The sequence below is a fragment of the Pseudomonas sp. GW456-12-1-14-TSB6 genome (assembly GCF_059424205.1).
On sequence record NZ_JBWKZE010000024.1, the window covers coordinates 78,219 to 103,090 of the forward strand.

A 24,872-nucleotide genomic window follows, 5' to 3' on the forward strand; every position below is an offset into this window, starting at 1 on the left:
GCGTGCCTGCTGGCCTCGATGCTCGCGCCGCTGGCGTGGATGCAGGCCGTGCAGCGTCTGGGCCCGAGCCGGACCACGCTGTTCTTTAACCTGCTGCCGTTGATCACCGCGCTGATTGCTGCGGTGGTATTGAAGGAACAACTGGCGATGTATCACCTGGTCGGTGGTTTGCTGACACTGGGTGGGGTAATTCTTTCCGAGCGCTGGACCACCGTCCTCGGTCGCTCCCGCACTCCAAGCGCAGCCTAGACTCCTGCGGCTTTCAACCGTGCCGCATGCTCGACAAACAGCCGCACCGGATCCGCGCCTTTGCCGACCAGTCCCAGTGACTGGTTGACGATGTCGAAGTGATCCATCGGGTAGTCATCGCCGATGACCGTGCCCAGGTGCGAGCTGTATCGGCCGACCATGCCGTCGCACTGCCCCGGCTCGCGCACGAAGGTTTTGGCGAACAACCGACAGCTGCGGTTGGTGCCATCGAACAGGTTGCCACCGCGATCGGTCTTGCCCGGCTGCAAGGTGCCGGACCACGAGTAATAACGCACGCCGTTGACCTCTTCCGGTCCCTGCCCGCCCCATGTATCAGGCAGGCCCTGTGGATAACGCTGATTGAACAGCGCCACGCCTTCGGTGGTCAGCGAGTTGTGCGAGGCATGGATATCCACCGGCAGTTTCGGCCCGTGGTAGCCGGTCTCCAGCAGCGCCATCAGCCAGCCGACAAAACGCAACAGCGCCTCGAGGATTCGGCCCTTGGCGCTGTCCGCCGGATAGTGTTTCGCCAGATAGTCGGCCAGTTCCGAACCGTGATTGGGCCCGGCAACCGACGTCACCGACGCCACCAGATCCGGTCGCTTGGCCGCCGCGTAACGTGCCGTCAGCGAACCCTGGCTATGGCCGAACAGATTGACCTTGGCCGCGCCGGTCTTGCGCAGGATTTCATCGATGCGCGTCAGCAACTGCTCGCCGCGCACTTCGGTGGAATTGAGCGGCGACACCTGCACCGCAATCACCGTCGCACCACCCCGGCGCAACGCTTTGATGATCCCGTACCAGTAGGGGTACAGCACCAGACGGATGAAACCGAGCATTCCCGGCACCAGCACCAGTGGATAACGTGTGGCCGAATCTTGCGACATGGGCAAACATCCTTGTGGTCGGTGAGTGGATGCAAGGCGTGCAAAACGCCCGCCAAGCATCCTCCTCGATGATGACAACTCCACGACCAGCCTACTTCAGCCCCACCACCCCCGCCACAATCAGCCCCACCGACAGCAACTTCACCAGCGTCAGACTCTCGCCCAGCAGGGCGAAACCGAGAAACACCGTGCCGAGCGAGCCGATGGCGGTCCAGATCGGATAGGCGATGCTCACCGGCAACTCGCGCATCGCCAGGGTCAGGAAATAAATCCCGCCCACCGCCGCGACCACGGTGATCAGCGACGGCCAGAGCCGGGTGAAACCCTCGGCGTACTTCATGCCCATGGCGAATGTGACCTCGAACCCGGCCGCGATCAGCAGAAACAGCCAGGCCACCTAGAACTCCCGGGCCAGGTCGAGCAAGCGCTGCTCGGCCTCGGCCACCGACACCGCGAAGGTGCGCTCGGCGGATTCCTCGCCCTCGGCGGCGACCACCGTGACATCGTTGATGCCGATGAAGCCCAGCGCGGTGCGCAGCCATGGATCGGCGTGGTTCAGCGCCTCCAGCTCTCCGCCCGGGCCGAAACCGAAACCGCCGCGACTGGTGACGATCAGCGCCTTCTTACCGTGCAACAGCGGCGTGTACTGGGCGATGCCGTTGTCCAGGGTGTGGTCGAACGTCAGGCCCAACCGCACGATCTGATCGACCCAGGCCTTGAGGCCGCTGGGTACGTTGAAGTTGTACATCGGCGTGGAAATCAGCAGCAGGTCGTGATCGAACAGCTCGCCCACCAGTTGATCGCTGAGCGCCAGATCGGCTTGCATCGTCAGCGGCCGAGCCTCGGGTTCCGGGTAGAACGCCGCCGCGACAAACGCTTCATTCACCGCCGGAATCAATGCCCGCCCGACTTCACGGCGGGTAACCTGCGCCTGTGGATGACGAACTTGCCAGGCGCTGAGAAAGGTTTCTGCCAGACGCCGCGAATGAGAACGCTCACCGCGTGGGCTGGCATGGATCGCAAGAATCTTGCTCATCTGAATCTCCTTGGGACTAGACTTGAGTGACTGTGTGGCGCCAGATTGCAGGCATCACATCACCGCCTCAAATGAGCAAAAATCAGTCTGGATGAATTGATTTCATCCGTGGAGCTTTCATGTTTGCTGCCTTGCCCCTAACCGCCCTGCGCGCGTTCGAATCCGCCTCACGTCTGTTGAGTTTCAAGGCGGCCGCCGAAGAACTGGCGGTGACGCCCACGGCGATTTCCCATCAGATCCGCGCGCTGGAGGACTGGCTCGGCGTGGCGCTGTTCGAACGCCTGCCGCGCCAGGTGCGCCTGACCGAGGGCGGCGAGCGGCTGTTTCGCAGCCTGCACGGCGCGTTTCTGGAAGTGGCGCAAAGCGTCGACACCCTGCGCCCGCAACGCAGCGGCAGCAGCCTGACGCTGTCGACCACCGCCGCGTTTGCTGCGCTATGGCTGGTGCCGCGACTGGGGCGGTTTTATGCGAAGCATCCGAACATCAATGTGCGGCTGGATACGCATTGCGAAGTGATCGACCTGCATCAGGACGCCAGCGTCGATCTGGTGTTGCGCTACAGCCTCGACGATTACCCGAACCTCTATGGGTTGTGCCTGTTCGATGAATCGTTCGGCGTGTACGGCTCGCCGGAACAGGTGGCGCTGGCCGCCCGTCGCACCCCGGCGCTGATCAGCGTGCATTGGCACAATTCGAAGCTCTACGCCCACGGCTGGGAGGCCTGGTGCGCGCAGTCGGGCGAGAACTGGCTGAATCAGCACCCGGCCGTCCGCGAATACGACGAAGAGCATTACGCCCTGCAAGCGGCCATTGCCGGACAGGGGCTGGTGCTGGCGAGCAACATTCTGGTGTCGCAGAGCGTCGCCAGTGGTCTGCTGGTGCCGTACAAGGGTGAAGTGCAGGTCGACGGCGCCGGATACAGCGCACTTTGCGTACCGGGCCGTGAACGGCATCCACCGGTGAAGGCGTTTTTTGCCTGGCTGCGCGAGGAAGCATTGCTTTCGGGACATGCCCCGCGCTGAATCCGACAAAACTTTTTGCCGCGTTCATCACTCACAACCAGGTAACGATCACGTCAGCAGAACGTGACGCCAATCGGATTAGCCTCCAGGAGACTGAAATGAGTGATCTGCATTTGTCTGATGTTCAAACCCTGCGCGAGCGCGCACGCCAGCACGTGGAAAATGGCGCGGTGACCGAAAGCTACAGCGCCAACCGCGAAGAAGTGCTGCGCCTGCTCAACGAATCGCTGGCCACTGAACTGGTCTGCGTCCTGCGCTACAAGCGCCACTACTTCATGGCCAACGGCCTGAAAGCCAACGTCGCCGCCAACGAGTTCCTGGAACATGCCACCCAGGAAGCCGAACACGCCGACCGTCTCGCCGAACGCATCGTGCAACTGGGCGGCGAGCCCGAGTTCAACCCGGACTTGCTGTCGAAGATGTCCCACGCGCAATACGTGGCCGGCAACACCTTGAAGGAAATGGTCTACGAGGACCTGGTGGCCGAGCGGATCGCCATCGACAGCTACCGCGAGATCATCCAGTACATCGGTGAAAAGGACCCGACCACCCGCCGGATCTTCGAAGACATCCTGGCTCAGGAAGAAGAGCATGCCGATGACATGGCCGACATACTGAAAGACCTCTAATCCCCGCTACCCCCGCTGACCGATCGTTCCCACGCTCTGCGTGGGAATGCATCCCGGGACGCTCCGCGTCCCAAGAGCGTCTATGGCGGCGTTCCCACGCAGACGGTTCGACGCCTCGACGTGGGAACGATCGGGTTGCTGCGATTACTTGGTGGGTTTGACGGTCACCGGTGCCTTGCCCGCCTTCATCTGCTCCAGCAACGGCGCGCACTGGTTCGGCTCGCCGCCGCTCGGCGCCACCAGCGCCAGCAGCCCCGCCGCCGGCGCGGCGATCACGCCCAACGCCACCATCCCCGCCCCGCGCAACATCAACGGCACCGCTTTGACCCCGGCATCCGGCTTGATGAACTTGCCACGCACGTACAACGGCGAACGCAGGGAAATCAAACGCCAGCCCTTGGATTCCGGCGTCACCGTCAGGTCCAGTTGCTCGGTGGCCATGTTCGCCGTGCCATCGATGTAGATGATTGCGTTCTCGGTATCGAACACAAACAGCCGCGTGCTCGCCAGGCCAGTCTTGATGTCGAAGTCCGCCGCCGCGCAGTTGATCTTCACTTCCTTGTCGCCAAAGATCTTGCCGACCACGTAGTTGCCGACGTTGAGGCCTGCCAGCTCCATCAACTCGCGACTGATCGCGCCGTCGTTGATCAGCATCTTCAGGTTGCCGTTGGCACCGCCCAACAGCTTCGCCACCGAGTTGCCGCGACCGGCAATGTCGGCATCGCCGTTGAGTTCACCGAAACTGGTCTTCATCGGTTCGAAGGTCGGGAACAGCTGTTTGAGCTTGAACTTGCGCGCGGTCAATTTGGCCCGGCCTTCCAGTGGCTCGGTACGACCGTTGAGACGAATCTGCGCGTCGAGATTGCCGCCGGCCACGCCGAAGCGCAGTGGCTCCAGACTCAGTTCGCCGTCGTTGAGTTTCAGGTGGGTATAGAGGTCGGTGAACGGCAGTTCTTCGCTGTGGACGATGCGTTTGCCGGTGAATTCGACGTCGGCGTCCATGTCGCGCCAGCGCTCGGTCTTGAATTCTTCCACCGGCAACACCTTGTCCGCCGGCTGTTTGCTCTCGCCGCCACGGGCCTTCTGCTTGGCATTGGAGTCGGCACCGATCAGCGGCGCGAGGTCAGCGAACAGCAATTGATTGGACAGCAGCGCGCCACTCAGCTTGGGCCGTGGCTGGCTGGCGACGTAAGCCAGATCGCCATGGATGTCGCTGCTACCGATCTTGCCGTTGAACTGCTCATAGCGGAACTGCGCGCCGCCCGGCTCATGCAGCTTGGCGATCAAGTGGCCGTCGGTGGCATAAGGCGGGGTGTCCGGCAGGGTCACGCCGGTCAACGGATACAGATTGCCGAGGCTGGCGCCGGCCAGTTTCAGGCGCAGGTCGAGGGCGCCGAGATTCAGCGGATCGGTCAGGGTGCCCGCGAGTTCGATGCTGGTATCGCCGATCTTCGCCTGGGCCTGCAACGGGAACGGTTTGCTCGCATCCTGCAGCGCCAGCAGGCCGCCGATCTTGCCCTGGCCGGCGAGTTTCTGGCCGTGGTACTGGCCGGTGACTTTCAGGCCGAAGGCGTAATCCTGCGGTGCGCCGCCCTTGTCCTGTGCGGTTTTCGCGGCTTTGTCACCGACGATATCGCTGAACGGAATCGGCTTGCCCAGCGGATCGATCAGCAAGTCGAGGTTGGTCCTGAGGGTCTGGTCATCCAGGGTGACGTGGCCCTTGTCGAAACCGATGGCGCCGATGTCGACCACCCAGTTCGAGGGCTCGGCATTCGGATCCTTGGGATCGAACTTGAAGGTCCAGTTGGCGCGACCATCGGCCAGGCGCTGCAATTGCGCGTTGGGCTCGGTCAGGTCGATGCGCGGGATCGTCACCCGTTGCGCCAGCAAGGCCAGCGGTGAAATGCGCAGCTCGACCCGTTTGAGGGTGACCATCTGCGGCTGCTTCGACCAGTCCGGATTGCCCAGCGTCAGGTCTTCGGCCACTACATGCGGCCACGGCACCCAGGCGCGCCAGCCGCCCTCGTCGATTTCGCGCCGCCAGACCACCGACAGGTTGCCGTTGATGGCGAACGGTCGGTGCAATTCTTCCGAGACTTTGGCATTGAGCGGCGGCTTGATCCGGTTCCAGTCGAAAAACACGATGACCAACACCAGCACCGCCAGAAGCAGCACAAGGGTGGCGAAGGTCCAGGCGAAGATTTTACGGGTGCGCGTCATGCACAAAGCTCCTGAAGACGACTGCATCCATTGGCACGACGCAGCTGAAACGGCAGGCCATGATGGCCCTCATGAAATCTGTGACTGACAAACAGCCCGCAGGTTTAATCCAAAGCCCCAGCGAGGGGAAAAAACGGTTGTCATTCTGACTGATCGGTCGAATTGGCGTTACCGCCCCCGCACATTTGCGGGGCGCAAGTGGGTGGAAAATACCCACCGCAGTGCAAAACCGCCCGCCTGAAACGCCCGAGCTAGAGCCTCCCAATGGAACAATCAATTCTGTTGATTATTACCATTGTGTTTATGAACTTTTATATCGACTTATCGAGAGTAGCATTAGCTTCGTACCCACTTTATCGCCCTCCCAAGGAGCAACCCATCATGAAACGCCAACTTCTGTTCAGTCTTACCCTCTCGATGCTGGCCAGCACCGCTTTCGCTCTGCCAGCTGCCGATCAAGCGACTCCGCAAGTCAAAACCAGCCACTCGGTGTTCAGCCAGACCGTTGCTGCTGATGGCTCCGACCGCACTCCACAAGGCCAGACCCTGGCTGAAAACGGTCGTAACCGTCTGGAAGAAAAAGGCCTGGTTCAAGATGGCTATGACAAAACCCCACAAGGTCAAACCGTAGCTGAAGGCGGCCGCGATCGTCTGGAAGAGAAAGGTCTGGTTCAAGACGGTTCGGATCGCACTCCACAAGGTCAAACCCTGGCATCTGACGGCGGCGACCGTACCCCACAAGGTCAGACTCTGGCTTCTGACGGCGGCGACCGCACTCCCCAAGGCCAGACCCTGGCATCGGACGGTGGTGACCGCACTCCACAAGGTCAAACTCTGGCCGAAGGTGGTGGTGACCGTGTGATCGAACGCAACAGCGCTTTGAGCTAAGCCCATGGCGGCCTGGAAAAAAAGCCCAATCCCCGGATTGGGCTTTTGACTTTTCAGCAGCCTGTATAAAGAAGTCGCGATTTCCCGCTTTCATCCCCCCTGCCGTTCGACGCCGACAAAGCCGATTTGCTAGAGTGCGGCGCTTGTCTTGCCTAAGAACACTCCCTTGCGATGCTGCCCCGCGCCGAACAGAAACAACAGACCCGCAACGCCCTGATGGACGCTGCCCGCCACCTGATGGAAAGCGGCCGAGGATTCGGCAGCCTGAGCCTGCGTGAAGTGACGAAAACCGCCGGCATCGTGCCCACCGGTTTCTACCGGCATTTCGCCGACATGGACGAACTCGGCCTGGTGCTGGTCAGTGAAGTCGGCCAGACCTTCCGCGAAACCATCCGCCTGGTACGCCACAACGAATTCGTCATGGGCGGCATCATCGATGCGTCGGTGCGGATCTTCCTCGACGTGGTCAGCGCCAACCGTTCGCAATTCCTGTTTCTGGCCCGCGAGCAGTACGGCGGATCGTTGCCGGTGCGTCAGGCCATCGGCCGCTTGCGTGAAGACATCAGCTCCGACCTGGCGGCGGACCTGGCCCTGATGCCCAAGCTTCAGCATCTGAATCGCGATGGCCTGAGCGTGATGGCCGATCTGATCGTCAAATCGGTGTTCGCCACCCTGCCGGACATCATCGACCCGCCGGCCGAAGCCCTGCCGGAGCATCTGACGCCCCAGGCGAAGATCACCCAGCAGTTGCGCTTTATCTTCATCGGGCTGAAGCACTGGCAAGGGCTCGGCAGTACCGAGTGAGAAAGCAAAAAATCGCAGCCTTGAGCTGCGATTTTTTTGCGCCGCAAATTGGTGCATGTAAAAAACTTCATGCACCAAAACATCTCACAATCCTGCAACATCTTGAAACATCAACTAGGCTCCGACAGGGTTTTCCTACGCTTCGTCCGATTGGCAAGCCCCTTGCTCTAGCCTGAGCATTGTCCATTGCTGGAAGCTTTCCGATGCTGGTGATTCATCGCAGAATCGACCCTCAACCCGTCTGGGCCGCCGAGTTGCACCTGACCTTCGAAGCCAGGAGCAAAAGCCGCCTGCGCTGTTTCAGTGCCGAAGGCGAGGACGTCGGACTGTTTCTGGAGCGCGGTCAGCCGCCGCTGTATGACGGCGAGTGCCTGCAAGCCGAAGATGGCCGGATCGTCCGGGTCTGCGCCCGCCCCGAACAATTGCTGCACGTCACCTGCGCCAATGCTTTCGAACTGACCCGCGCCGCCTATCACCTGGGCAACCGCCATGTTGCGCTGCAAGTCGGTGACGGCTGGCTGCGGCTGCTTGACGATTACGTGCTCAAGGCGATGCTCGAACAGCTCGGCGCCGCCGTGGAATCGATCGAGGCCCCGTTCCAGCCGGAACACGGCGCCTACGGCGGCGGCCATCACCATTCGCGGCACGGTGACGAAGACTTCAACTACGCGCCGAAACTCCATCAGTTCGGCGTCCGTCTGTGAACCCGGCCTGGGCGCTGCTGCGCCTGGCCAGTCCGCAATTGCCGATTGGCGGCTACAGCTATTCCCAGGGCCTGGAAATGGCTGTGGATAACGGCCGCGTCGACAGCCCGGACAGCGCCCGCCGCTGGATCAGCGATCAATTGCTGCTCAACCTCGCGCGGTTCGAGGCGCCCATGTTGCTCGCCCATTGCCAGGCCGCGGCGGACGAACACTGGGATGAATTGCGCAAGCTCTGCGAGAGCCATCGCGCCAGCCGCGAAACCCGCGAACTGCATCTGGAGAGCCGGCAGATGGGCTACTCGTTGCAGCAATTGCTCAACGGCTTGCCCGAACTCGATCAGCCCGCGCGGGACTTTCTCGAACATTGCGCCGAGCCGCACTTGGCCCTGTGCTGGGCCTTGGCGGCTCGCGCCTGGCAGATCAGCCCGCAGGACGCCCTCGCTGCGTGGCTGTGGAGCTGGCTGGAAAACCAGCTCGCGGTGCTGATGAAAACCTTGCCGCTGGGCCAGCAAGCCGCCCAGCGCCTGACCAGCGAACTGCTGCCGCTGCTGCAACAGGCGCAGCAGGACGCCACCCGAATCAATCCCGAACACCTCGGCAGCGCCGCGTTCGGTCTGTCCCTGGCGTGCATGGCCCATGAGCGCCAGTACAGCCGCCTGTTCCGTTCCTAGGGCCTTTTATCTGGAGAATCACATGAACACACAACCCCTGCGCGTCGGCATCGGCGGCCCGGTCGGTTCCGGCAAGACCGCGTTGACCCTGGCCCTGTGCCTGGCCCTGCGCGAGCGCTACAACCTGGCCGTGGTGACCAACGACATCTACACCCGCGAAGACGCCGACTTTCTGGTGCGCAACGAAGCGCTGGCGCCGGAACGCATCATCGGCGTGGAAACCGGTGGCTGCCCGCACACCGCCATTCGTGAGGACGCCTCGATCAACCTCGAAGCGGTGGATCAACTGAACCGCCGCTTTCCCGGGCTGGACCTGATTCTGGTGGAGTCCGGCGGCGACAACCTGTCCGCGACCTTCAGCCCGGAACTGTCCGACCTGACCATCTACGTGATCGACGTTTCCGCCGGCGACAAGCTGCCGCGCAAGGGCGGGCCCGGCATTTGCAAATCCGACCTGCTGGTGATCAACAAGATCGACCTTGCGCCGCTGGTCGGCGCCTCGCTGGAGATGATGAACAGCGACACCCAACGCATGCGCAACGGCAAGCCGTTCGTGTTCAGCAACCAGAAAACCGGTCAGGGCCTGGAAGACATTATCGCCTTCATCGAACGCCAGGGCCTGCTGACCGCAGCCTGATTCACTGATCAACAAGGAAGCTTATCCATGACACTCAAACGCATTCTCGGCGCTGTCGCGCTGCTGCTGACTCCGGCCCTGGCCTTCGCCCACCCTGGCCACGGCGACTCTGGCCTGGTGGCCGGCATCAGCCACCCGATCGGCGGTCTCGACCATTTGCTGGCAATGCTGGCCGTCGGCCTGTGGGCCGCGCAGCAGCAAGGCGCCGCACGCTGGGCGCTGCCGTGCACCTTTGTCGGCACCATGCTGATCGGTGGCCTGCTCGGTTTTGAAGGACTGGAATTGCCGGCGCTGGAAAGCGGGATTGCCGCCTCGGTGCTGGCGCTGGGTCTGGCGGTGGCGCTGGCCGTGCGTCCGCCACTGGTGATGGCGGTGGCGGCAACGGCGCTGTTTGCATTGTTCCACGGCGTGGCTCACGGCCTCGAGTTGCCGGACATGTCGAGCCCATGGGCGTATGCCGCCGGTTTCGTGGTCGCAACGGCTGCGCTGCATGCGGCGGGTTATGCGGTCGTGCGTTTTCTGCCTCAGGCGGCCGCGCCGCTGGTTCGACTGGCCGGAGCCGCTTCGGCGGTGACGGGCGCGTGGTTGTTGGCCGGCTGAACTGCACCTCTGATCGTTCCCGCGCATGGCGCGGGAACGATCGATCGCCACTCTCTGCTACCATGTCGCGCAATCGCCCCTGCCGTGACGACGTCCGCCCATGCCCCACGCTTCCCGCTCCACCTCCCTGCCTGAACTGACCGCCCTGTTCGGCGAAGTGCAACAGCACTTTCTGAACGTGATCGTGCCCCTCTGGCAAGGACCGGGCTGGAACGCCGACATGGCGTTGCCTTACGAGGCGCTGGACGGCGCACATCAGCCGCTGCCACCGCAGCGCTATCGGGCCATGGCCTGCGCACGGCAGCTGTACCTGTTTTCCAGCCTGATCGGGGTTGTGGATAACGCCGAAGTCCGCGCGGCTGCACTGTTCCGTTCCCTGCAACGGCACTTCCACGATGCCGAGCACGGCGGCTGGTTCTACAGCATCGATCCACAGGGCAAACCGCTGGATCAGCGCAAGGACCTCTACACCCACGCCTTTATCCTGTTCGCCTGCGCGCATTACTGGGAAAACTCCCGCGAGCCCTTGGTGGAATCGACGCTCAACGCCGCGCTGGAAGTGATCGGCCGGCGCTTCGCAACGGGCGACGGCCTCTACGAAGCCTGCCTCGACCGCGACTGGATCACGCTGGAAACCGGCCCGCTGCAAAACCCGCTGATGCACTTGGCCGAGGCCTTCCTGGCCACGCTGGCCGTGCGCGAAGATCCCCAGACACAGCAGGCGCTGAACGAGTTATGCACAGCCATGCACAAGCACTTCATCGAACCGCAACAGGGCGTGTTGATGGAAAAGCCGCTGGGGGCTGTGGATAACTGGTTTGAACCGGGGCATCAGTTCGAATGGTATTTCCTGCTCGAATCCTCACCGCTGCTGCGCGGGTCGAAGCTGCACGCGGCAGTGGATCGTGCGTTTGCCTTCACCGAACAGCAGGGCGTCGAGGCCGACACCGGTGCGGTGCTGGCCATGCTTGATCCGCAAGGACACGGGAAGGATTCGACCCAGCGCATCTGGGCCCAGGCCGAATACCTGCGCGCCCTGACCTTGCGCCCGAACAGCGAGAGCGCGGTGCGGCGCCAGTTGCAGGCGTTGCAACAGCGCTTTCTGCATGCCGGCGGCTGGCACGAGTGCCGTGACGATCAGGGCCAGGTCAGCCGCAAGGACATGCCGTCGACCACGCCGTATCATTTGGCGACCTGCTATCGCGGCATCGCCGACTATCTGAGCTGACGTCGTGGCGAGCCCGCGCGCCCGCACAAATCAAGCAATCCACTTCCTGTCGCCAGTGAAGCTGATGGTCAGCCAGCGCGCCGCATCCGGTTTGCCCAGCTTCGCGGAAATCTCTTCACGCAGCGCATCCAGCTGCCCGACGCTCTGCAGCCGGTAGTCCGCTGGCAACACCACATGAATCTCGATGAACCGCGCCCGCCCGTGCTTCTGCACGTAGGACACGTAGTCGTCGAAACCATGCTCGGCCTTGGCCGCGTCCATCACCTGACGCACCTGATCGTCCAGCGTGTCCGGCGCAATGCCGAGCACGTCCCGCAGCGCCGGGCCGAGGATCTTGAAGGCCGGCGGCAGCATGGTCAGGGCCAGCACGATCAGGATCAGCGGGTCGACAAATTTCGCCCACTCGCCATAACCCTGGGACTGGAGCAACAGCGCCGCAAGGAAACTGATCAACAGGCCCACGGACAGCATCGCGTCCACCAGCCAGCTGATGTTGTCGAACTGGATCAGGCTCGACTTGAGCGTGCGATTGCGGTGGCGCACATAGAAGAAGTAGGCGAACTCGACAACGGTGAACACCGCCGCGTAGATGATCACCAGGCCCAGTTCGATTTCACGTCCGCCATTGATGATGCCGAACACACCGTTGAGAAACGCGTAGATCGCGATCAGCAACAGGAAACTGCCCTCGATCAGCAGCACCATCGGCTCCAGGTGCCAGAAGCCGAACTGGAAGCGCTGGTTGCTTTGCTTGGCGATCAGCTTCGCGGTGATCAGCATCAGGACTTTGATGAAGGTGGCAATCAGCGAAAAAAAGCCATCGAACAGGATGGACTGGGAACCCGAAACAAAACCGGTGACGATCCCGGCGATCGACACGGCCAACATTAGAAGGGTGGATTGTTTGAGCAGCGACTGCTCACCTCGGTTACTCACTTTGACTCCTCGAAAAACCTTGAAAACCGCAGGGTGCGGTGGGGTTGTTGAGGAGTGAGTCTACCTTACTGCCAGAATTTGGCCGATTTGCCCTCTTCGCCAACAGATTGGCGAAGAGGGCAACACCGTATCAGGCCTTGTTACGCTCGATGGCAAAACCCGCCCAGGTCTGGCTCACCGGCATCAGCTCAAGGCTGTTGATGTTGATGTGCGCCGGCGCATTCAGCACCCAGAAGATGGTCTCGGCGATGTCCTGCGGCTGGATCGGCTCGGCACCGGCGTAGGTGGCGTCGTAACGCGCCTGATCGCCGGCGAAACGCACCAGCGAGAACTCGCTCTCGCACAGGCCCGGCTCGATGTTGCTGACACGCACGCCAGTGCCCTGCAGATCGCAACGCAGGTTCAGCGAGAACTGTTTGACGAACGCCTTGGTCGCGCCATAAACGTGGCTGCCCGGGTACGGATAGTTACCGGCGATGGAGCCGAGGTTGATGATGCCGGCGCCACGACCGTGGGCGATCAGCCGAGGCAGCAACAGGCGAGTGCTGTACATCAGGCCTTTGACGTTGGTGTCGACCATGGTGTCCCAATCATCGAGGTCGCACTTCGGTGCAGGGTCCACGCCCAGCGCCAGGCCGGCGTTGTTGATCAGGCCGCGCAGCTTGGCGAACGATGGCGGCAGATTGGCAATCGCCTCCTCCATCGCCTTGCGATCACGCACGTCGAGCACCAGGCCATGCACTTCGGTCTGCTTCGACAGTTCGGCGCACAGCGCGTTGAGGCGTTCTTCACGACGACCGGTCAGCACCAGTTTCCAGCCGGCCTCGGCAAAACGACGGGCACAGGCTTCACCAAAACCGGAGGTCGCGCCGGTGATAAACAGGGTGTTGGACATCGTGTTCTCCTTGCTTCGGCCGCCCGGGCAGCCATTGGAATAGAAAATCAGCGGGCAGCATGCCCGGCCCTGCTTTAACCGGCAACCACCGAATCCTGCTCATTAATTGATCAATGGCCGCTACGCCATATGCGCCGTGGCCTGGAGCCATGTGCACGCACGTTATCCACAAGCCCTTCCACAGTTTCCGGGGGCAAGTGGAAAAGCGCAAAGCCGCGCCACACAAGGCTTTGCGAGCGATTCAGAAAGTTTTTTGCTTGACCCTGAACAACCAGTTGTGCCGGGCAGGGCATTTTGCACGACCGGCCGGTCATGCCCATGATTGCGCGAGGCCAGCAATTACGGCCCTCAGCCGAGTCTTTCCAGAGTTTAATCACAGACTTATCCACAGGATTGACCACAACGATCAGCACCTTTTTGTACCCCATAAAAAAGGTTGACAAACTGGCCTTCCCTTCAGCAAAAACACACTGCTCAAAAAACAATCACACCCCTGAAAGCCTCGGTTTACAAGGCTTTCAGCGAGCTACACCCACGTTATTCACAGCCAGCTCCACAGCAAACGGGGACAAGTCAAAACTGTGGAAAAACAGCCATTTGCAGCGTCTATATGTCGCGCTTTGGCAGGTTGGCGATTTTGTTTTCCACAATTTCCCGAACGTGTCTGTCTTCGGTGAACAGTCGGGCGCAAAAAAGCCCCGACACTCACGCATCGGGGCTTGTGGACAACTTCAAACGATCAGTGACCGCCGAGGTAAGCGTTACGCACCTCCTCGTTCACCAGCAGTTCCTGGCCGGTTCCCGTCAGGCGGATCTCGCCATTGACCATCACGTATGCCCGGTCGGACAGCTTCAACGCATGGTTGGCGTTCTGTTCGACGAGGAAAATGGTCATGCCGGTCTTCGCCAGTTCCCGCAGGGTGGCGAAGATCTGTTTGACCACGATCGGCGCCAGCCCCAGGCTCGGCTCATCCAGCAGCAACAGCTTGGGCCGGCTCATCAACGCCCGGGCGATGGCGAGCATCTGCTGCTCGCCGCCGGACATGGTCATGGCCCGCTGATTACGGCGCTCCTCGAGCCGCGGGAACAGCTCGAACATGCGCTGCATGTCTTCCTTGGCGAACTTGTCGCCGATCGGAATGGTGCCCATCAGCAGGTTTTCCTCGACGGTCATGTCGGGGAACACCCGCCGCCCTTCCGGCGATTGCGCGATGCCGTTGGAGGCGATGTAGTGCGATGACTTGTGGGTAATGTCCACGCCCTGATACAGGATCTGCCCGCCCGCCGCCCGAGGCTGGCCGAAGATCGACATCAGCAGCGTGGATTTGCCGGCACCGTTGGAGCCGATCAGGCTGACGGTTTCCCCTTCGTTGATCTGCAGCGAAACGCCTTTGAGGGCCTGGATCGGGCCGTAGAACACGTCCAGATCCTTGAGTTCGAGGATGGGTTGCGTCATACGACTTCCTCTTCATCGGCGCCCAGGTAAGCGGCGATCACTTTCGGATCGTTACGAATGGCATCCGGCCCGCCCTCGGCGATGACGATGCCGTGGTCCAGCACCACGATGTGATCGGAAATGCTCATTACCATGCCCATGTCGTGTTCGATCAGCACCACGGTCAGATCGTGCTCGTCGCGCAGCAGCCGGATCATCGCGCTCAGCGCTTCGGTTTCCTGAGGGTTGAGGCCGGCGGCCGGTTCGTCGAGGCAGATGATCTGCGGCCGCGTGCACATGGCTCGGGCGATCTCCAGACGCCGTTGCTGGCCGTAGGAAAGCTCACCGGCCAGACGGTTGGCGCAGTCCACCAGATCCACCACTTCCAGCCAGTAGAACGCGCAGTCCAGCGCGTCGCTTTCAGCCTTGCGATAGCCCTTGGTGTTGAGGATGCCGGCCAGCATGTTGCGGTTGACCCACATGTGCTGGGCCACCAGCAGGTTCTCCAGCACCGACATTTCCTTGAACAGGCGAATGTTCTGGAACGTCCGGGCCAGGCCCGCGCGGTTCACCAGATGGGTGCCGCCGAACATCTTGTAGTACAGGCGACTGGCGAAGTTTTTCGGCGAGACGAAGTCGGTCGGCTTGAACGATTCGCCCAGCAGCTGGATGACGTTGGTCTGCCGGCCGCGCACGTTGAGTTCGATCTTGCCGCCGGAGGCCTTGTAGAACCCGGTCAGGCAGTTGAACACCGTGGTCTTGCCGGCGCCGTTGGGGCCGATCAGGGCGAAGATCGAGTTGCGTTTGACCTTCAGGCTGACATCGCTCAAGGCCTTGATGCCACCGAAGTGCATCATCAGTTTTTCAACAGAGAGTACGACTTCACTCATGGCGCAGTCCTCTCATAGTGAATGGCACCTTTGCGTGGAGTGACCCCGGTACGGCTGATGCGGATCAGCCCGCGAGGTCGCCAGATCATCATCAACACCATCAGGATCCCGAACAGCAGCACGCGGTATTCGGCGAAGCCGCGCAGCAGTTCCGGGGCGACGGTCAGCACGAACGCTGCGATCACCACACCGATGGTCGAGCCCATGCCACCGAGCACAACGATGGCGAGGATCAGCGCCGATTCGAAGAAGGTGAACGAGGTCGGGTTGACGAAACCTTGATAGGTGGCGAAGAACACACCCGCCAGACCCGCCGTGGACGCACCGATAGTGAACGCCGAGAGCTTGACCAGCACGTGGTTGAGGCCCATCGAGCGGCAGGCGATCTCGTCTTCACGCAGGGCTTCCCAGGCGCGGCCGACCGGCATCTTCACCAGGCGATGCTTGATGTACAGCACGGCCAGTACCACCAGGAACAGCACCGCATAGATGAAGTAGTACTTCACGTCCGGGTTGTAGGCGATGCCGAAGAACTCGTGGAACGGCACCCCGCCATCCTTCGCCCGCTTGCCGAACTCCAGACCGAAGAAGGTCGGCAGTGGCGCCGGCATGCCGTTCGGGCCGCCGGTCAGGGACAGCCAGTTGTTGAGCACCAGACGAATGATTTCACCGAAGCCCAGGGTCACGATCGCCAGGTAGTCGCCGTGCAGACGCAATACCGGGAAACCGAGGATGCAACCGGCAAGGCCAGCGGTGATCGCCGCCAGTGGCAGCACGGTCCAGAAGCCCAGGCCGAGGTACTGATACCCGAGCGCCAGACCGTAGGCGCCGATGGCGTAGAACGCCACGTAACCCAGGTCGAGCAGGCCGGCCAGGCCCACCACGATGTTCAGTCCCAGCCCCAGCAGCACGTAGATCAAACCGAGGATGACCACGCCCAGCAGGTAGGAGTTGGAGAAGAACGGCAACGCCACGGCGATGGCGATCATCAGCGGGATGATCCAGCGCAGGCGCGATTTGTAGTCCGGGGCCAGCACATGTACGCCGGAACCGGTGCTCTCGAATCCGTCGAGAATGCGCAGGCCTTTCGGGGTTTGCAGGAACAGACTGAGGGCAAACCGGCCGGCCATGACGATGGCAATGATCCACGCCACGCGGGTCGGTTCGAGGTTGAAGCTGTAGCCGTCGAGTACCACGCCGACGATCGGCCCGAACACGATCAGGGCGATCAGACCGGCGAGAATCGCCTCAACCAGGCTTTTTTTGACATCAATGGATTTTGTAGTGGTTGAAGACATCGCTTACACCTTCGACACAAGAGGACGGCCCAGCAGGCCCTGAGGCCGGAAGACCAGAACAAGTACGAGCAGCGAGAAGCTGAACACGTCTTTGTAGTCGGAGTTGACCAGGCCCGAGAACAGCGACTCGGAGATCCCGAGGATGATCCCGCCGAGCATGGCGCCAGGCAGCGAACCGATCCCGCCCAGTACTGCCGCGGTAAATGCCTTGATGCCGATGATGAAGCCGGCATAGAAGTCGAAGGTGCCGTAGTTCATGGTGATCAGCACGCCGGCCAACGCCGCCATGGCCGCACCGATGATGAACACGTAAGAAATCACCCGGTCGGTGTTGATGCCGAGGATCGAAGCCATCTTGCGGTCCTGCTGGGTCGCACGGCACATGCGCCCGAGCTTGGTGTACTTGATGACGTAGGTCAGCAGGCCCATGCCGACGAATGCGGCCACCAGGATGAAGACTTTGGTGTAGGTCAGTTGCACGAAGCCGGTACCGACTTCGACACGCCATGCACCGGTCAGCAGGGTGGGAACGCCCTGTTGTTTGGCGCCTTGGGCGATCTGTGCGTAGTTCTGCAGAATCAGAGAGATGCCGATGGCGCTGATCAACGGTGCCAGTCGGGTGGAATTGCGCAGGGGTTTGTAAGCGACTCGCTCGATGACCCAGCCATACACCGCCGTGATCACGATGGTGAATACCAGGGTGCCGAGCATCAGCAGCGGGAAGGATTCAATACCGAAGTAAGCCAGCAGAGCCAGACTGATTGCCGCCAGGTAAGCAGAAATCATGTAAACCTCGCCGTGGGCGAAGTTGATCATGCCGATGATGCCGTAGACCATTGTGTAGCCGATGGCGATCAGGCCATAGACCGACCCGAGGGTCAGGCCGTTGACCAGTTGCTGCAGGAAAATACCATCCATAACGCAATCTCACGCAGTGAGAACCTGCACACCCTGAGGCGCGCGGTTCTTCTAGGAAAAATACAGATTTACGTCGGAGCAATGTCAGACAGGAAACCGCAGCCCCCTTGTGGGAGCTGGCTTGCCAGCGATAGCGGTAGAACATTCAACAAAGTTGTCGACTGTCAGGCCGTCATCGCGGGCAAGCCCGCTCCCACAGGGAATGTGGCGTCCGGTTGATCAGGTGCCGTTACTTCTGCTTTTCCAGCTGGTGATATTTGCCGTCCTTGTCCCACTGGTAGACCACGTAGTCGGAGACCTTAAGGTCGCCTTTGGAGTCCCAGGTCTTCTCGCCCATGACGGTCTTGACCGGGTTCTTCTTCAGCCAGGCAGCGGCCTCCTCGCCCTTGTTCGACTTGGCGCCGTTGAAGGCGGCGGCCAGGGTCTGAACCGATGCATAGGCGTACAGGGTGTAGCCTTCAGGCTCGGTGCCAGCCTTGCGGAATGCATCTACCACGGTCTTGCTGTCTGGCAGCAGGCGTGGGTCGGCACCGAAGGTCATCAGCACGCCGTCGACGAATTGCGGGCCGCCGGCGGTGGTCACCAGTTCGTCGGTCACGATGCCGTCATCGGACATGAACTTGACGTCTTTCAGGCCTTGTTCACGCAGTTGGCGAACCAGCGGGCCGGCTTCCGGGTGCAGGCCACCGAAGTAGACGACATCGGCGCCGGCGCCACGGATCTTGGTGACGATGGTGCTGAAGTCTTTTTCGCCACGGGTCAGGCCTTCGTACAACACTGGCTTCACGCCGCGTTTTTCCAGCTGAGCCTTGGTCGCGTCGGCCAGGCCCTGACCGTAGGTGTCCTTGTCGTGCAGCACGACGACTTTCTTGCCCTTGAGCACGTCGACGATGTAGTCGCCGGCGACGATGCCTTGCTGGTCGTCACGGCCGCACATACGGAACATGGCGCTCAGGCCGCGCTCGGTCACTTGCGGGTTGGTGGAACCCGGGGTGATCGCGATGATGCCGGCTTCGTCGTAGATCTCGGACGCAGGAATGGTGGAGGACGAGCAGAAGTGGCCGACCACACCGGCGACTTTCTGGTTGGTGAGATCCTTGGCGACCGTCACCGCCTGTTTCGGCTCGCAAGCGTCATCGCCCTTGACCAGGACGATCTTCTCCCCGTTGACGCCGCCCGCCGCGTTGACCGCGTCGGCCGCCGCTTGTGCCCCTTTCATGTATTGCTCGCCAAATGCCGCGTTGGCGCCCGTCATCGGACCCGCCACACCGATTTTCACATCAGCTTGTGCAAACGCAGAAACACCCAGCGCAGTAGCCACTGCGAGGGCCAGAAAGCCTTTCTTGTAAAACGTCTGGGACATGAGGTGGTGCTCCAAGGTTTTTTTTAGTTGGCACTGCGACTTCACTTGAATGCTCAGAGCAAGGGCCGTGCCATCGGTTTTTTATTCTTCAAAAAGTCGCTGCTTTCTTGTTATTTCGACTGTTTCGTTCCCATTTTCATTGGGCGTGCAACCGTCTAAACCGCGGAAGGTGAAACCATTTATTTTTTCAGGCGCAACCCGCACGCGCCATCATTGCAACCGCGGCGCCAAACGACGTGCAACCAGCCTGTAACAGCCCGCGTCACCGAACTGCACACTGCTGGTGCGGGACTGCTACAACCCGCACCATTACAGGCTAGTCGCTACATCGAAAAGCGCCGCTTCCGGCAACATATTTCAACACTCAGATGACGATCCGCAGGCACTGGCCCGCGTGATACAGCGAGAACCCGGCCTCGTACAGACAACTGCGCAAACCCACCCCTGCCAGCGGCTGCATCGGTGCGAAGGGAATCGGCAATGCCTGAGGATTTCCGTTACACAGGTAATCGGCGAAGGCCTTGCCGACCACGGTGCCGGTAGTCACCCCACGGCCGTTGTAACCGGTGACGGCCACCAGTCCCGGCGCCGGTTCGAACAGGCGCATCAAATGATCAGGGGTGAACGCGATGCGCCCGGTCCAGGTGCATTCCCACTCCACGGGTTTCAGATTGGGGAAGTAATGCTGCTGCACCCGGTCGGCCCAGGCCTTGAGGAACCAGGTCGGTTTCTGATTGCCGTTGCCGAGGCTGCCCAGCAACAAACGCCCGTCCTTGTCGCGGCGGATGCTGCTCAGCACCTGGCGGGTATCCCACGAGCCCTGCCCGCCCGGGAGAATTTCCTGGGCAGCGTCTTCGGTGAGCGGCACCGAAGCGACCTGATAGTAGTAACCGGGGAAGAAATTGCGCTTGAGTTCGGTCCAGTCGCCTTCGGTGTAGGCGTTGGAGGCGATCACCACTTGTTCGGCCAGCACCGAACCCTGCTCGGTCTGCACCGACCATTTCTGCCCTTGCCGTTCAAGACGCGCGACCGGCGAGTGATCGAACATCTGCCCGCCAAGGCTCATTACAGCGTTGGCCAGCCCGGTGACGTAGGCCATCGGATTGAGCGTACCGGCGCGCCGGTCGAGCAGCGCGGCGGCGATCTTCTGTGTACCGGTCGCCTGCTCACAGGCCTTGCCAGTCAGCAGTTCGACCGGCGCACCGCGGCGCTTCCATTGTTCTTCGCGACTGCGCAGATCCGCCTCACCCTTGGCGTTATGTGCCATGTGCAGGGTGCCTTCGCGGCGCAATTGGCAATCGATGTTGTATTTATCCACAAGGCTGAACACCAGCGCCGGCGCCGCACCGAGCATGCGGTTGAGCTGACTGCCGACCGCCTCGCCGAATCCCGCCTCGATCTCGTCCGGCGGAATCCACATCCCGGCGTTGACCAGCCCGACGTTGCGCCCGGAGCCGCCATGCCCGGCGCGATGGGCTTCGAGCACACAGACGCTCTTGCCCTTTTCCAGCAGATGCAGCGCCGCCGACAGCCCGGTAAACCCGGCGCCGATCACGCAGACATCAACCTTGACCTCGCCCCTGAGCGCCGTGTTATCCGGGCGTTGCGGCGTAAGCTTTTCCCACAGACATTCTTCGCGTAACGGCATTGCCAGACTCCAACAGAAACCTGCCAAACACACCTAAGAGATCGTTCCCACGCTCTGCGTGGGAACGCAGTCAGGGACGCTCTGCGTCCCGAAAGCGAACGCGGAGCGTTCGGTGCAGCATTCCCACGCAGAGCGTGGGAACGATCAATAGCTTTGAGAACACTGTCAGTCGAACGTGATGCCCTGCGCCAGCGGCAATTCCAGCGAGTAGTTCACGGTATTGGTCTGCCGACGCATGTACGCGCGCCACGCATCCGAGCCCGACTCACGACCGCCGCCCGTTTCTTTCTCGCCACCGAACGCGCCGCCGATTTCCGCGCCGCTCGGGCCGATGTTGACGTTGGCGATGCCGCAGTCGCTGCCGACCGCCGACATGAATTTCTCGGCCTCGCGCACATCGGTGGTGAAGATGCACGACGACAACCCTTGCGGCACGGCATTGTTCAGGCGCAGCGCCTCTTCGAAATCGCTGTAACCGACCACGTACAGGATCGGCGCGAAGGTCTCGCTGCACACCACGTCGCTCTGCTCCGGCATTTCAACGATGGCCGGCGACACGTAGTAGGCGTTAGGGAATTGGTCTTCCAGTTGGCGCTTGCCGCCGAACACCCGACCGCCCTCGCTCAGCGCCTGCTCCAGCGCATCCTGCATGTTTTCGAAGCTGTGCTTGTCGATCAGCGGGCCGATCAGATTGCCTTCCAGCGGGTGACCGATACGAACCTTGGAGTACGCGGCTTTGAGGCGGGTGACGATTTCTTCTTTCACCGACTCATGGGCGATCAGGCGCCGCAACGTGGTGCAACGCTGGCCGGCGGTGCCGACGGCGCTGAACAGAATGGCGCGCACGGCCATGTCCAGATCGGCGCTCGGGCCGAGGATCATCGCGTTGTTGCCGCCCAGTTCGAGAATGCTGCGGGCGAAGCGGGCGGCGACTTTCGGCGCCACTTCGCGGCCCATGCGGGTGCTGCCGGTGGCGCTGATCAGCGCGACACGCGGGTCATCCACCAGCGCTTCGCCGGCATCGCGGCCGCCGATGATCACCTGGCTCAGGTGCGCCGGGGCATCGCTGAAGTTCTTCAGTACGCGCTCGAACAGCGCCTGACAGGCCAGCGCGGTCAGCGGGGTTTTCTCCGACGGCTTCCATACCACCGGGTTTCCGCAGACCAGCGCCAGCGTGGTGTTCCATGCCCACACCGCGACCGGGAAGTTGAACGCACTGATCACGCCGACCACGCCCAGCGGGTGCCAGGTTTCACGCATGTGGTGGCCCGGACGCTCGGAGGCGATGGTCAAGCCGTACAACTGGCGGGACAGGCCGACGGCGAAATCGCAGATGTCGATCATCTCCTGCACTTCACCGAGGCCTTCCTGGGTGATCTTGCCCGCTTCCCAGGACACCAGCTCACCGAGTTCGGTCTTGTATTCACGCAGCACTTCGCCGAACTGACGCACCAGTTCGCCACGACGCGGGGCCGGCACCTTGCGCCAATGTTCGAACGCATGATCTGCGCGACTGATGTGCTGCTCGACTTCGGCCGGGCCTTCCCAGTTCACGGCGCCGATGCGGCTGCCGTCGATGGGCGAATGCACCGGCACTTTGCCGTTCTGGTACAGGGCCGGGTTCACACCTAGACGATCAAGCAATGCGGCAACCATGGGTCACTCCTCAAGCAAAAAACTGAATGTGTGCGGGCGCGTTTTCACGACCGGGCAGACCTTTAGTTGTAGCGTCAGGAAGGCTGTGCAACAAACGACCTTTACGCGAGATATCATTCCGTTTATTCATGCTGCGCAGAAAGACAAGAAAAGGATCGCCCATGCTGAACAAACGCCACTTGCCGTCGATCACCGCGTTGCAGTGCTTCGAGGCCGTGACCCGGCACCTGAGTTTCACCCGGGCCGCCGAGGAACTGAACCTGACCCAGAGCGCCGTCAGCAAGCAGGTGGCGCAGCTCGAAGAATTGCTGCAGCACTTGTTGTTTCGCCGGGTGCGCCGCCGTTTGCAGATGACCCCGGCCGGCGATCTGTATCTGGTGGAAGTCAGAAAAATCCTGACCCAGGTCGAGATGTCGACCCATTACCTGCGTTCCTACGGCGGCGAAACCGAAGTCCTGCGGGTCTCCACGCCCTCGACCTTCGGCGCTCGCTGGCTGGTGCCGCGCCTCAAGGGCTGGCGTCTGCGTCATCCGTCGATCCATCTGGACCTGTGCAACGAGCAGGAGGCCGATGACTTGCTGCAAGGGCGCAGCGACCTGGCGTTCTATTTCGGCCAGGGTTCACGCCCCGGCACCGAATGCCTGAAGCTGTTCGGCGAAGAACTGGTGCCGGTCTGCGCGCCGAGTAGCCTGCCGGACATTCCGTTGACTGATCCAACGCAACTCACCGATCTGGTCCTGCTGCAGAATGCTTCGCGCCCGCAAGCGTGGCACGACTGGTTCGACAGCCAGAGCTATCAGACCGAACACAGCTACCACGGCCCGCGCTTCGAAACCTTTTATATGTGCATCCGCGCCGCGCAGGTCGGTTGCGGCGTCGCCCTGCTGCCGAGGTTTCTGGTGGAAGAGGAATTGGCCGACGGCAAACTGGTCATTCCCTGGCAGCATGCGATGCCCAGCACCGACGCCTATTACCTGGCCTATCCGGAACACGCGGCAGAAGTGCCCAAGGTGCGGGATTTCGTGAAGTGGATGCTGGAGCAGATCGACAGTCCTGTTGGCTGAAGGTCAGGCAATAACAAACAACCCATCCACTACTTTGGTTTGAGTGAGTCGCGCACGCAGGTCGTCATCGATAACCGGATCATCAACGTCATAAAGTCGCACCCGGCGATAAGCATCGATCCGATTGATTTCCTGCCCCAGATACTCCCAAACGACTCGCGAACAAGCCGGAGCCCGATGGTCAGCGGCGGACACACCCATTTTCAGACCGTTGAGCCGTGTGATGCAGCTTTTGAAGCTTGGTATGAGAATAGTTTGGCTGATCTCGTTCGAGGTCAGTGACTCGTAGTCGATAAGAAACAGGCGATCTCTGAGGTAGTAAGCGAACCCGATGTATCGATACCTTTCAAACTCACCTTCGGCACCCGCAATCTGTAAGCACTCGTTTCGCTCATAGACGATGTCTGATCCATCTTCACAGACGTGCACCAGCGAGCACAGAATCGAGCCAGGCTCCGTCATAGCGTGATAGTACTCATAGTAGTAACCAGTGTGCGCCTTGAGCTCCGGCGAGGAGTGTTGACGCAGGTGTCCAAGCATTCTCTGCGGTGCAGTTTGTTCTTCGACTGTGCCGGGTTTCCTAGACCTCATGCCGATCAGTGTGATGAATTGCTCTGTCGGAAGGGCTATTTCAAACGCCTCGACCCCGAAAAAATCGCAGATTCTTTTCAAGTTGAAAGCTGTAGGTACACTATTTCCACACAGATACTTATTGAATTGCCCGCGATTAATTCGAATCTTCCTACAGACTTCCGCGACAGATCTGTAGTGACTGCACAAAAGCCTTAAGTTAGCTGGAAGAGACTCCCACATAAATATCCTTGAAACAGTTTTAGAAGGCGCAACCATAGCAGCAACTCGCATCACTTTTAAGCAAGTTGCGAAATTGCGCCCGGCGAAATATGGCTGGATATTACGAGCCCTGAAAGGTTTCAGGACTTGGCCAGCTAATAAAAAACGCCAGCACTTTCAATAGCAAGGAGCTTTGAATGCTAGACATCATCAACGACTTTCTTTCGGGAAAGGTTTTGATCCCTGTAGTCCTTGGACTGGGTAGCTATTTCACCATCCGATCAAGGTTTGTCCAGTTCAGATATTTCCTGCACATGTTTACCGTTTTACAGGGCAGTTGGCGCAGCGGCAGTCGCCATCTGAGTTCGCTTCAGGCATTGACCCTCAGCCTCGCCGGGCGGG

26 protein-coding genes are annotated in these 24,872 nt (G+C 61.0%); 12 read left to right on the top strand and 14 right to left on the bottom strand.

Annotated features, from left to right (window positions below; translation table 11 throughout):
* On the top strand, positions 1-249 hold a 249-nt coding region (locus tag AC07Y2_RS20985; RefSeq protein ID WP_494990414.1), incomplete at its 5' end, for an EamA family transporter.
* On the opposite strand, the gene AC07Y2_RS20990 is transcribed toward AC07Y2_RS20985, so the two are convergent.
* The 3 genes from AC07Y2_RS20990 to AC07Y2_RS21000 form a co-directional block, all read right to left on the bottom strand.
* Positions 246-1,136, bottom strand: a complete 891-nt coding sequence (locus tag AC07Y2_RS20990) for an esterase/lipase family protein (RefSeq protein ID WP_103386767.1) — start codon at positions 1,134-1,136, stop codon at positions 246-248. The two genes, AC07Y2_RS20985 and AC07Y2_RS20990, sit on opposite strands and share 4 nt — an antisense overlap.
* Positions 1,137-1,227: 91 nt before the next feature.
* Positions 1,228-1,533 carry a DMT family transporter gene (locus tag AC07Y2_RS20995; protein WP_007950617.1) on the bottom strand — a complete coding sequence of 102 codons (306 nt, stop codon included), beginning with the start codon at positions 1,531-1,533 and terminating at the stop codon, positions 1,228-1,230.
* Positions 1,534-2,172 (bottom strand): FMN-dependent NADH-azoreductase, encoded by a 639-nt coding sequence (locus tag AC07Y2_RS21000; protein ID WP_103386766.1) that lies wholly within the window; start codon positions 2,170-2,172, stop codon positions 1,534-1,536.
* Positions 2,173-2,291: 119 nt separating this feature from the next.
* Between AC07Y2_RS21000 and AC07Y2_RS21005 the strand changes: the two genes are divergently transcribed.
* Together AC07Y2_RS21005 and AC07Y2_RS21010 are read left to right on the top strand one after the other, a co-directional pair.
* The gene (locus tag AC07Y2_RS21005; RefSeq protein ID WP_103386765.1) at positions 2,292-3,194 is read left to right on the top strand and encodes a LysR substrate-binding domain-containing protein; all 903 of its coding nucleotides are present in this window, start codon (positions 2,292-2,294) and stop codon (positions 3,192-3,194) included.
* A 98-nt stretch (positions 3,195-3,292) separates the two neighbouring features.
* On the top strand, positions 3,293-3,823 hold the full coding sequence (locus AC07Y2_RS21010) for a ferritin-like domain-containing protein (protein WP_039766721.1): 531 nt from the start codon (positions 3,293-3,295) through the stop codon (positions 3,821-3,823).
* Positions 3,824-3,967: 144 nt separating this feature from the next.
* Here the strand turns inward: AC07Y2_RS21010 and AC07Y2_RS21015 are convergent, their stop codons facing one another.
* Positions 3,968-6,043: an AsmA family protein gene (locus tag AC07Y2_RS21015; protein ID WP_103386764.1), complete on the bottom strand. Its 2,076-nt coding sequence runs from the start codon at positions 6,041-6,043 to the stop codon at positions 3,968-3,970.
* Positions 6,044-6,424: 381 nt separating this feature from the next.
* Between AC07Y2_RS21015 and AC07Y2_RS21020 the strand changes: the two genes are divergently transcribed.
* From AC07Y2_RS21020 to AC07Y2_RS21050, 7 genes are all read left to right on the top strand, one after another.
* Positions 6,425-6,931: a hypothetical protein gene (locus AC07Y2_RS21020; protein WP_039766719.1), complete on the top strand. Its 507-nt coding sequence runs from the start codon at positions 6,425-6,427 to the stop codon at positions 6,929-6,931.
* Positions 6,932-7,102: 171 nt separating this feature from the next.
* Complete coding sequence (locus AC07Y2_RS21025) at positions 7,103-7,735, top strand: TetR family transcriptional regulator (protein ID WP_039766718.1); 633 nt, start codon at positions 7,103-7,105, stop codon at positions 7,733-7,735.
* 203 nt (positions 7,736-7,938) lie between these two features.
* Positions 7,939-8,439: an urease accessory protein UreE gene (ureE, locus tag AC07Y2_RS21030; protein ID WP_007950631.1), complete on the top strand. Its 501-nt coding sequence runs from the start codon at positions 7,939-7,941 to the stop codon at positions 8,437-8,439.
* Positions 8,436-9,110 carry an urease accessory protein UreF gene (locus AC07Y2_RS21035; RefSeq protein ID WP_039766717.1) on the top strand — a complete coding sequence of 225 codons (675 nt, stop codon included), beginning with the start codon at positions 8,436-8,438 and terminating at the stop codon, positions 9,108-9,110. Before ureE ends, AC07Y2_RS21035 begins: the two co-directional genes overlap by 4 nt.
* A gap of 22 nt (positions 9,111-9,132) precedes the next feature.
* Positions 9,133-9,747, top strand: a complete 615-nt coding sequence (gene ureG, locus AC07Y2_RS21040; protein WP_007950645.1) for an urease accessory protein UreG — start codon at positions 9,133-9,135, stop codon at positions 9,745-9,747.
* A 27-nt stretch (positions 9,748-9,774) separates the two neighbouring features.
* Entirely contained in the window at positions 9,775-10,347 is a 573-nt protein-coding gene (locus tag AC07Y2_RS21045; protein WP_074689651.1) for a HupE/UreJ family protein, read from the top strand.
* A gap of 100 nt (positions 10,348-10,447) precedes the next feature.
* Positions 10,448-11,575, top strand: a complete 1,128-nt coding sequence (locus AC07Y2_RS21050) for an AGE family epimerase/isomerase (RefSeq protein ID WP_103386763.1) — start codon at positions 10,448-10,450, stop codon at positions 11,573-11,575.
* A gap of 30 nt (positions 11,576-11,605) precedes the next feature.
* Here the strand turns inward: AC07Y2_RS21050 and AC07Y2_RS21055 are convergent, their stop codons facing one another.
* The 9 genes from AC07Y2_RS21055 to amaB all read right to left on the bottom strand — a co-directional run bounded on the left by AC07Y2_RS21055 (position 11,606) and on the right by amaB (position 22,614).
* Complete coding sequence (locus tag AC07Y2_RS21055; RefSeq protein WP_103386762.1) at positions 11,606-12,511, bottom strand: cation diffusion facilitator family transporter; 906 nt, start codon at positions 12,509-12,511, stop codon at positions 11,606-11,608.
* 130 nt (positions 12,512-12,641) lie between these two features.
* Positions 12,642-13,406 (bottom strand): SDR family oxidoreductase, encoded by a 765-nt coding sequence (locus AC07Y2_RS21060; protein ID WP_011332209.1) that lies wholly within the window; start codon positions 13,404-13,406, stop codon positions 12,642-12,644.
* 739 nt (positions 13,407-14,145) lie between these two features.
* Entirely contained in the window at positions 14,146-14,862 is a 717-nt protein-coding gene (locus AC07Y2_RS21065) for an ABC transporter ATP-binding protein (RefSeq protein WP_074689649.1), read from the bottom strand.
* Entirely contained in the window at positions 14,859-15,731 is an 873-nt protein-coding gene (locus tag AC07Y2_RS21070; RefSeq protein ID WP_064593137.1) for an ATP-binding cassette domain-containing protein, read from the bottom strand. The genes AC07Y2_RS21065 and AC07Y2_RS21070 overlap by 4 nt, the downstream gene beginning before the upstream one ends.
* Positions 15,728-17,029 (bottom strand): high-affinity branched-chain amino acid ABC transporter permease LivM, encoded by a 1,302-nt coding sequence (gene livM / locus AC07Y2_RS21075; protein ID WP_039766706.1) that lies wholly within the window; start codon positions 17,027-17,029, stop codon positions 15,728-15,730. Before livM ends, AC07Y2_RS21070 begins: the two co-directional genes overlap by 4 nt.
* A 3-nt stretch (positions 17,030-17,032) precedes the next feature.
* Positions 17,033-17,947, bottom strand: a complete 915-nt coding sequence (locus AC07Y2_RS21080; RefSeq protein ID WP_039766704.1) for an ABC transporter permease subunit — start codon at positions 17,945-17,947, stop codon at positions 17,033-17,035.
* A gap of 229 nt (positions 17,948-18,176) precedes the next feature.
* Positions 18,177-19,310 (bottom strand): ABC transporter substrate-binding protein, encoded by a 1,134-nt coding sequence (locus AC07Y2_RS21085; protein ID WP_039766703.1) that lies wholly within the window; start codon positions 19,308-19,310, stop codon positions 18,177-18,179.
* A 364-nt stretch (positions 19,311-19,674) separates the two neighbouring features.
* The gene (amaA, locus tag AC07Y2_RS21090) at positions 19,675-20,958 is read right to left on the bottom strand and encodes an L-pipecolate oxidase (protein WP_103386761.1); all 1,284 of its coding nucleotides are present in this window, start codon (positions 20,956-20,958) and stop codon (positions 19,675-19,677) included.
* A gap of 165 nt (positions 20,959-21,123) precedes the next feature.
* Positions 21,124-22,614: an L-piperidine-6-carboxylate dehydrogenase gene (gene amaB / locus AC07Y2_RS21095; protein ID WP_064379117.1), complete on the bottom strand. Its 1,491-nt coding sequence runs from the start codon at positions 22,612-22,614 to the stop codon at positions 21,124-21,126.
* 161 nt (positions 22,615-22,775) lie between these two features.
* On the opposite strand from amaB, the gene AC07Y2_RS21100 reads away from it, so the two are divergent.
* Complete coding sequence (locus AC07Y2_RS21100; RefSeq protein WP_103386760.1) at positions 22,776-23,678, top strand: LysR family transcriptional regulator; 903 nt, start codon at positions 22,776-22,778, stop codon at positions 23,676-23,678.
* Between the two features lie 3 nt (positions 23,679-23,681).
* Here the strand turns inward: AC07Y2_RS21100 and AC07Y2_RS21105 are convergent, their stop codons facing one another.
* Entirely contained in the window at positions 23,682-24,491 is an 810-nt protein-coding gene (locus tag AC07Y2_RS21105; protein ID WP_103386759.1) for a helix-turn-helix domain-containing protein, read from the bottom strand.
* Positions 24,492-24,667: 176 nt separating this feature from the next.
* Here AC07Y2_RS21105 and AC07Y2_RS21110 point away from each other — a divergent pair.
* The coding region (locus AC07Y2_RS21110; protein WP_146040491.1) for an alanine:cation symporter family protein at positions 24,668-24,872 on the top strand (205 nt) is incomplete at its 3' end.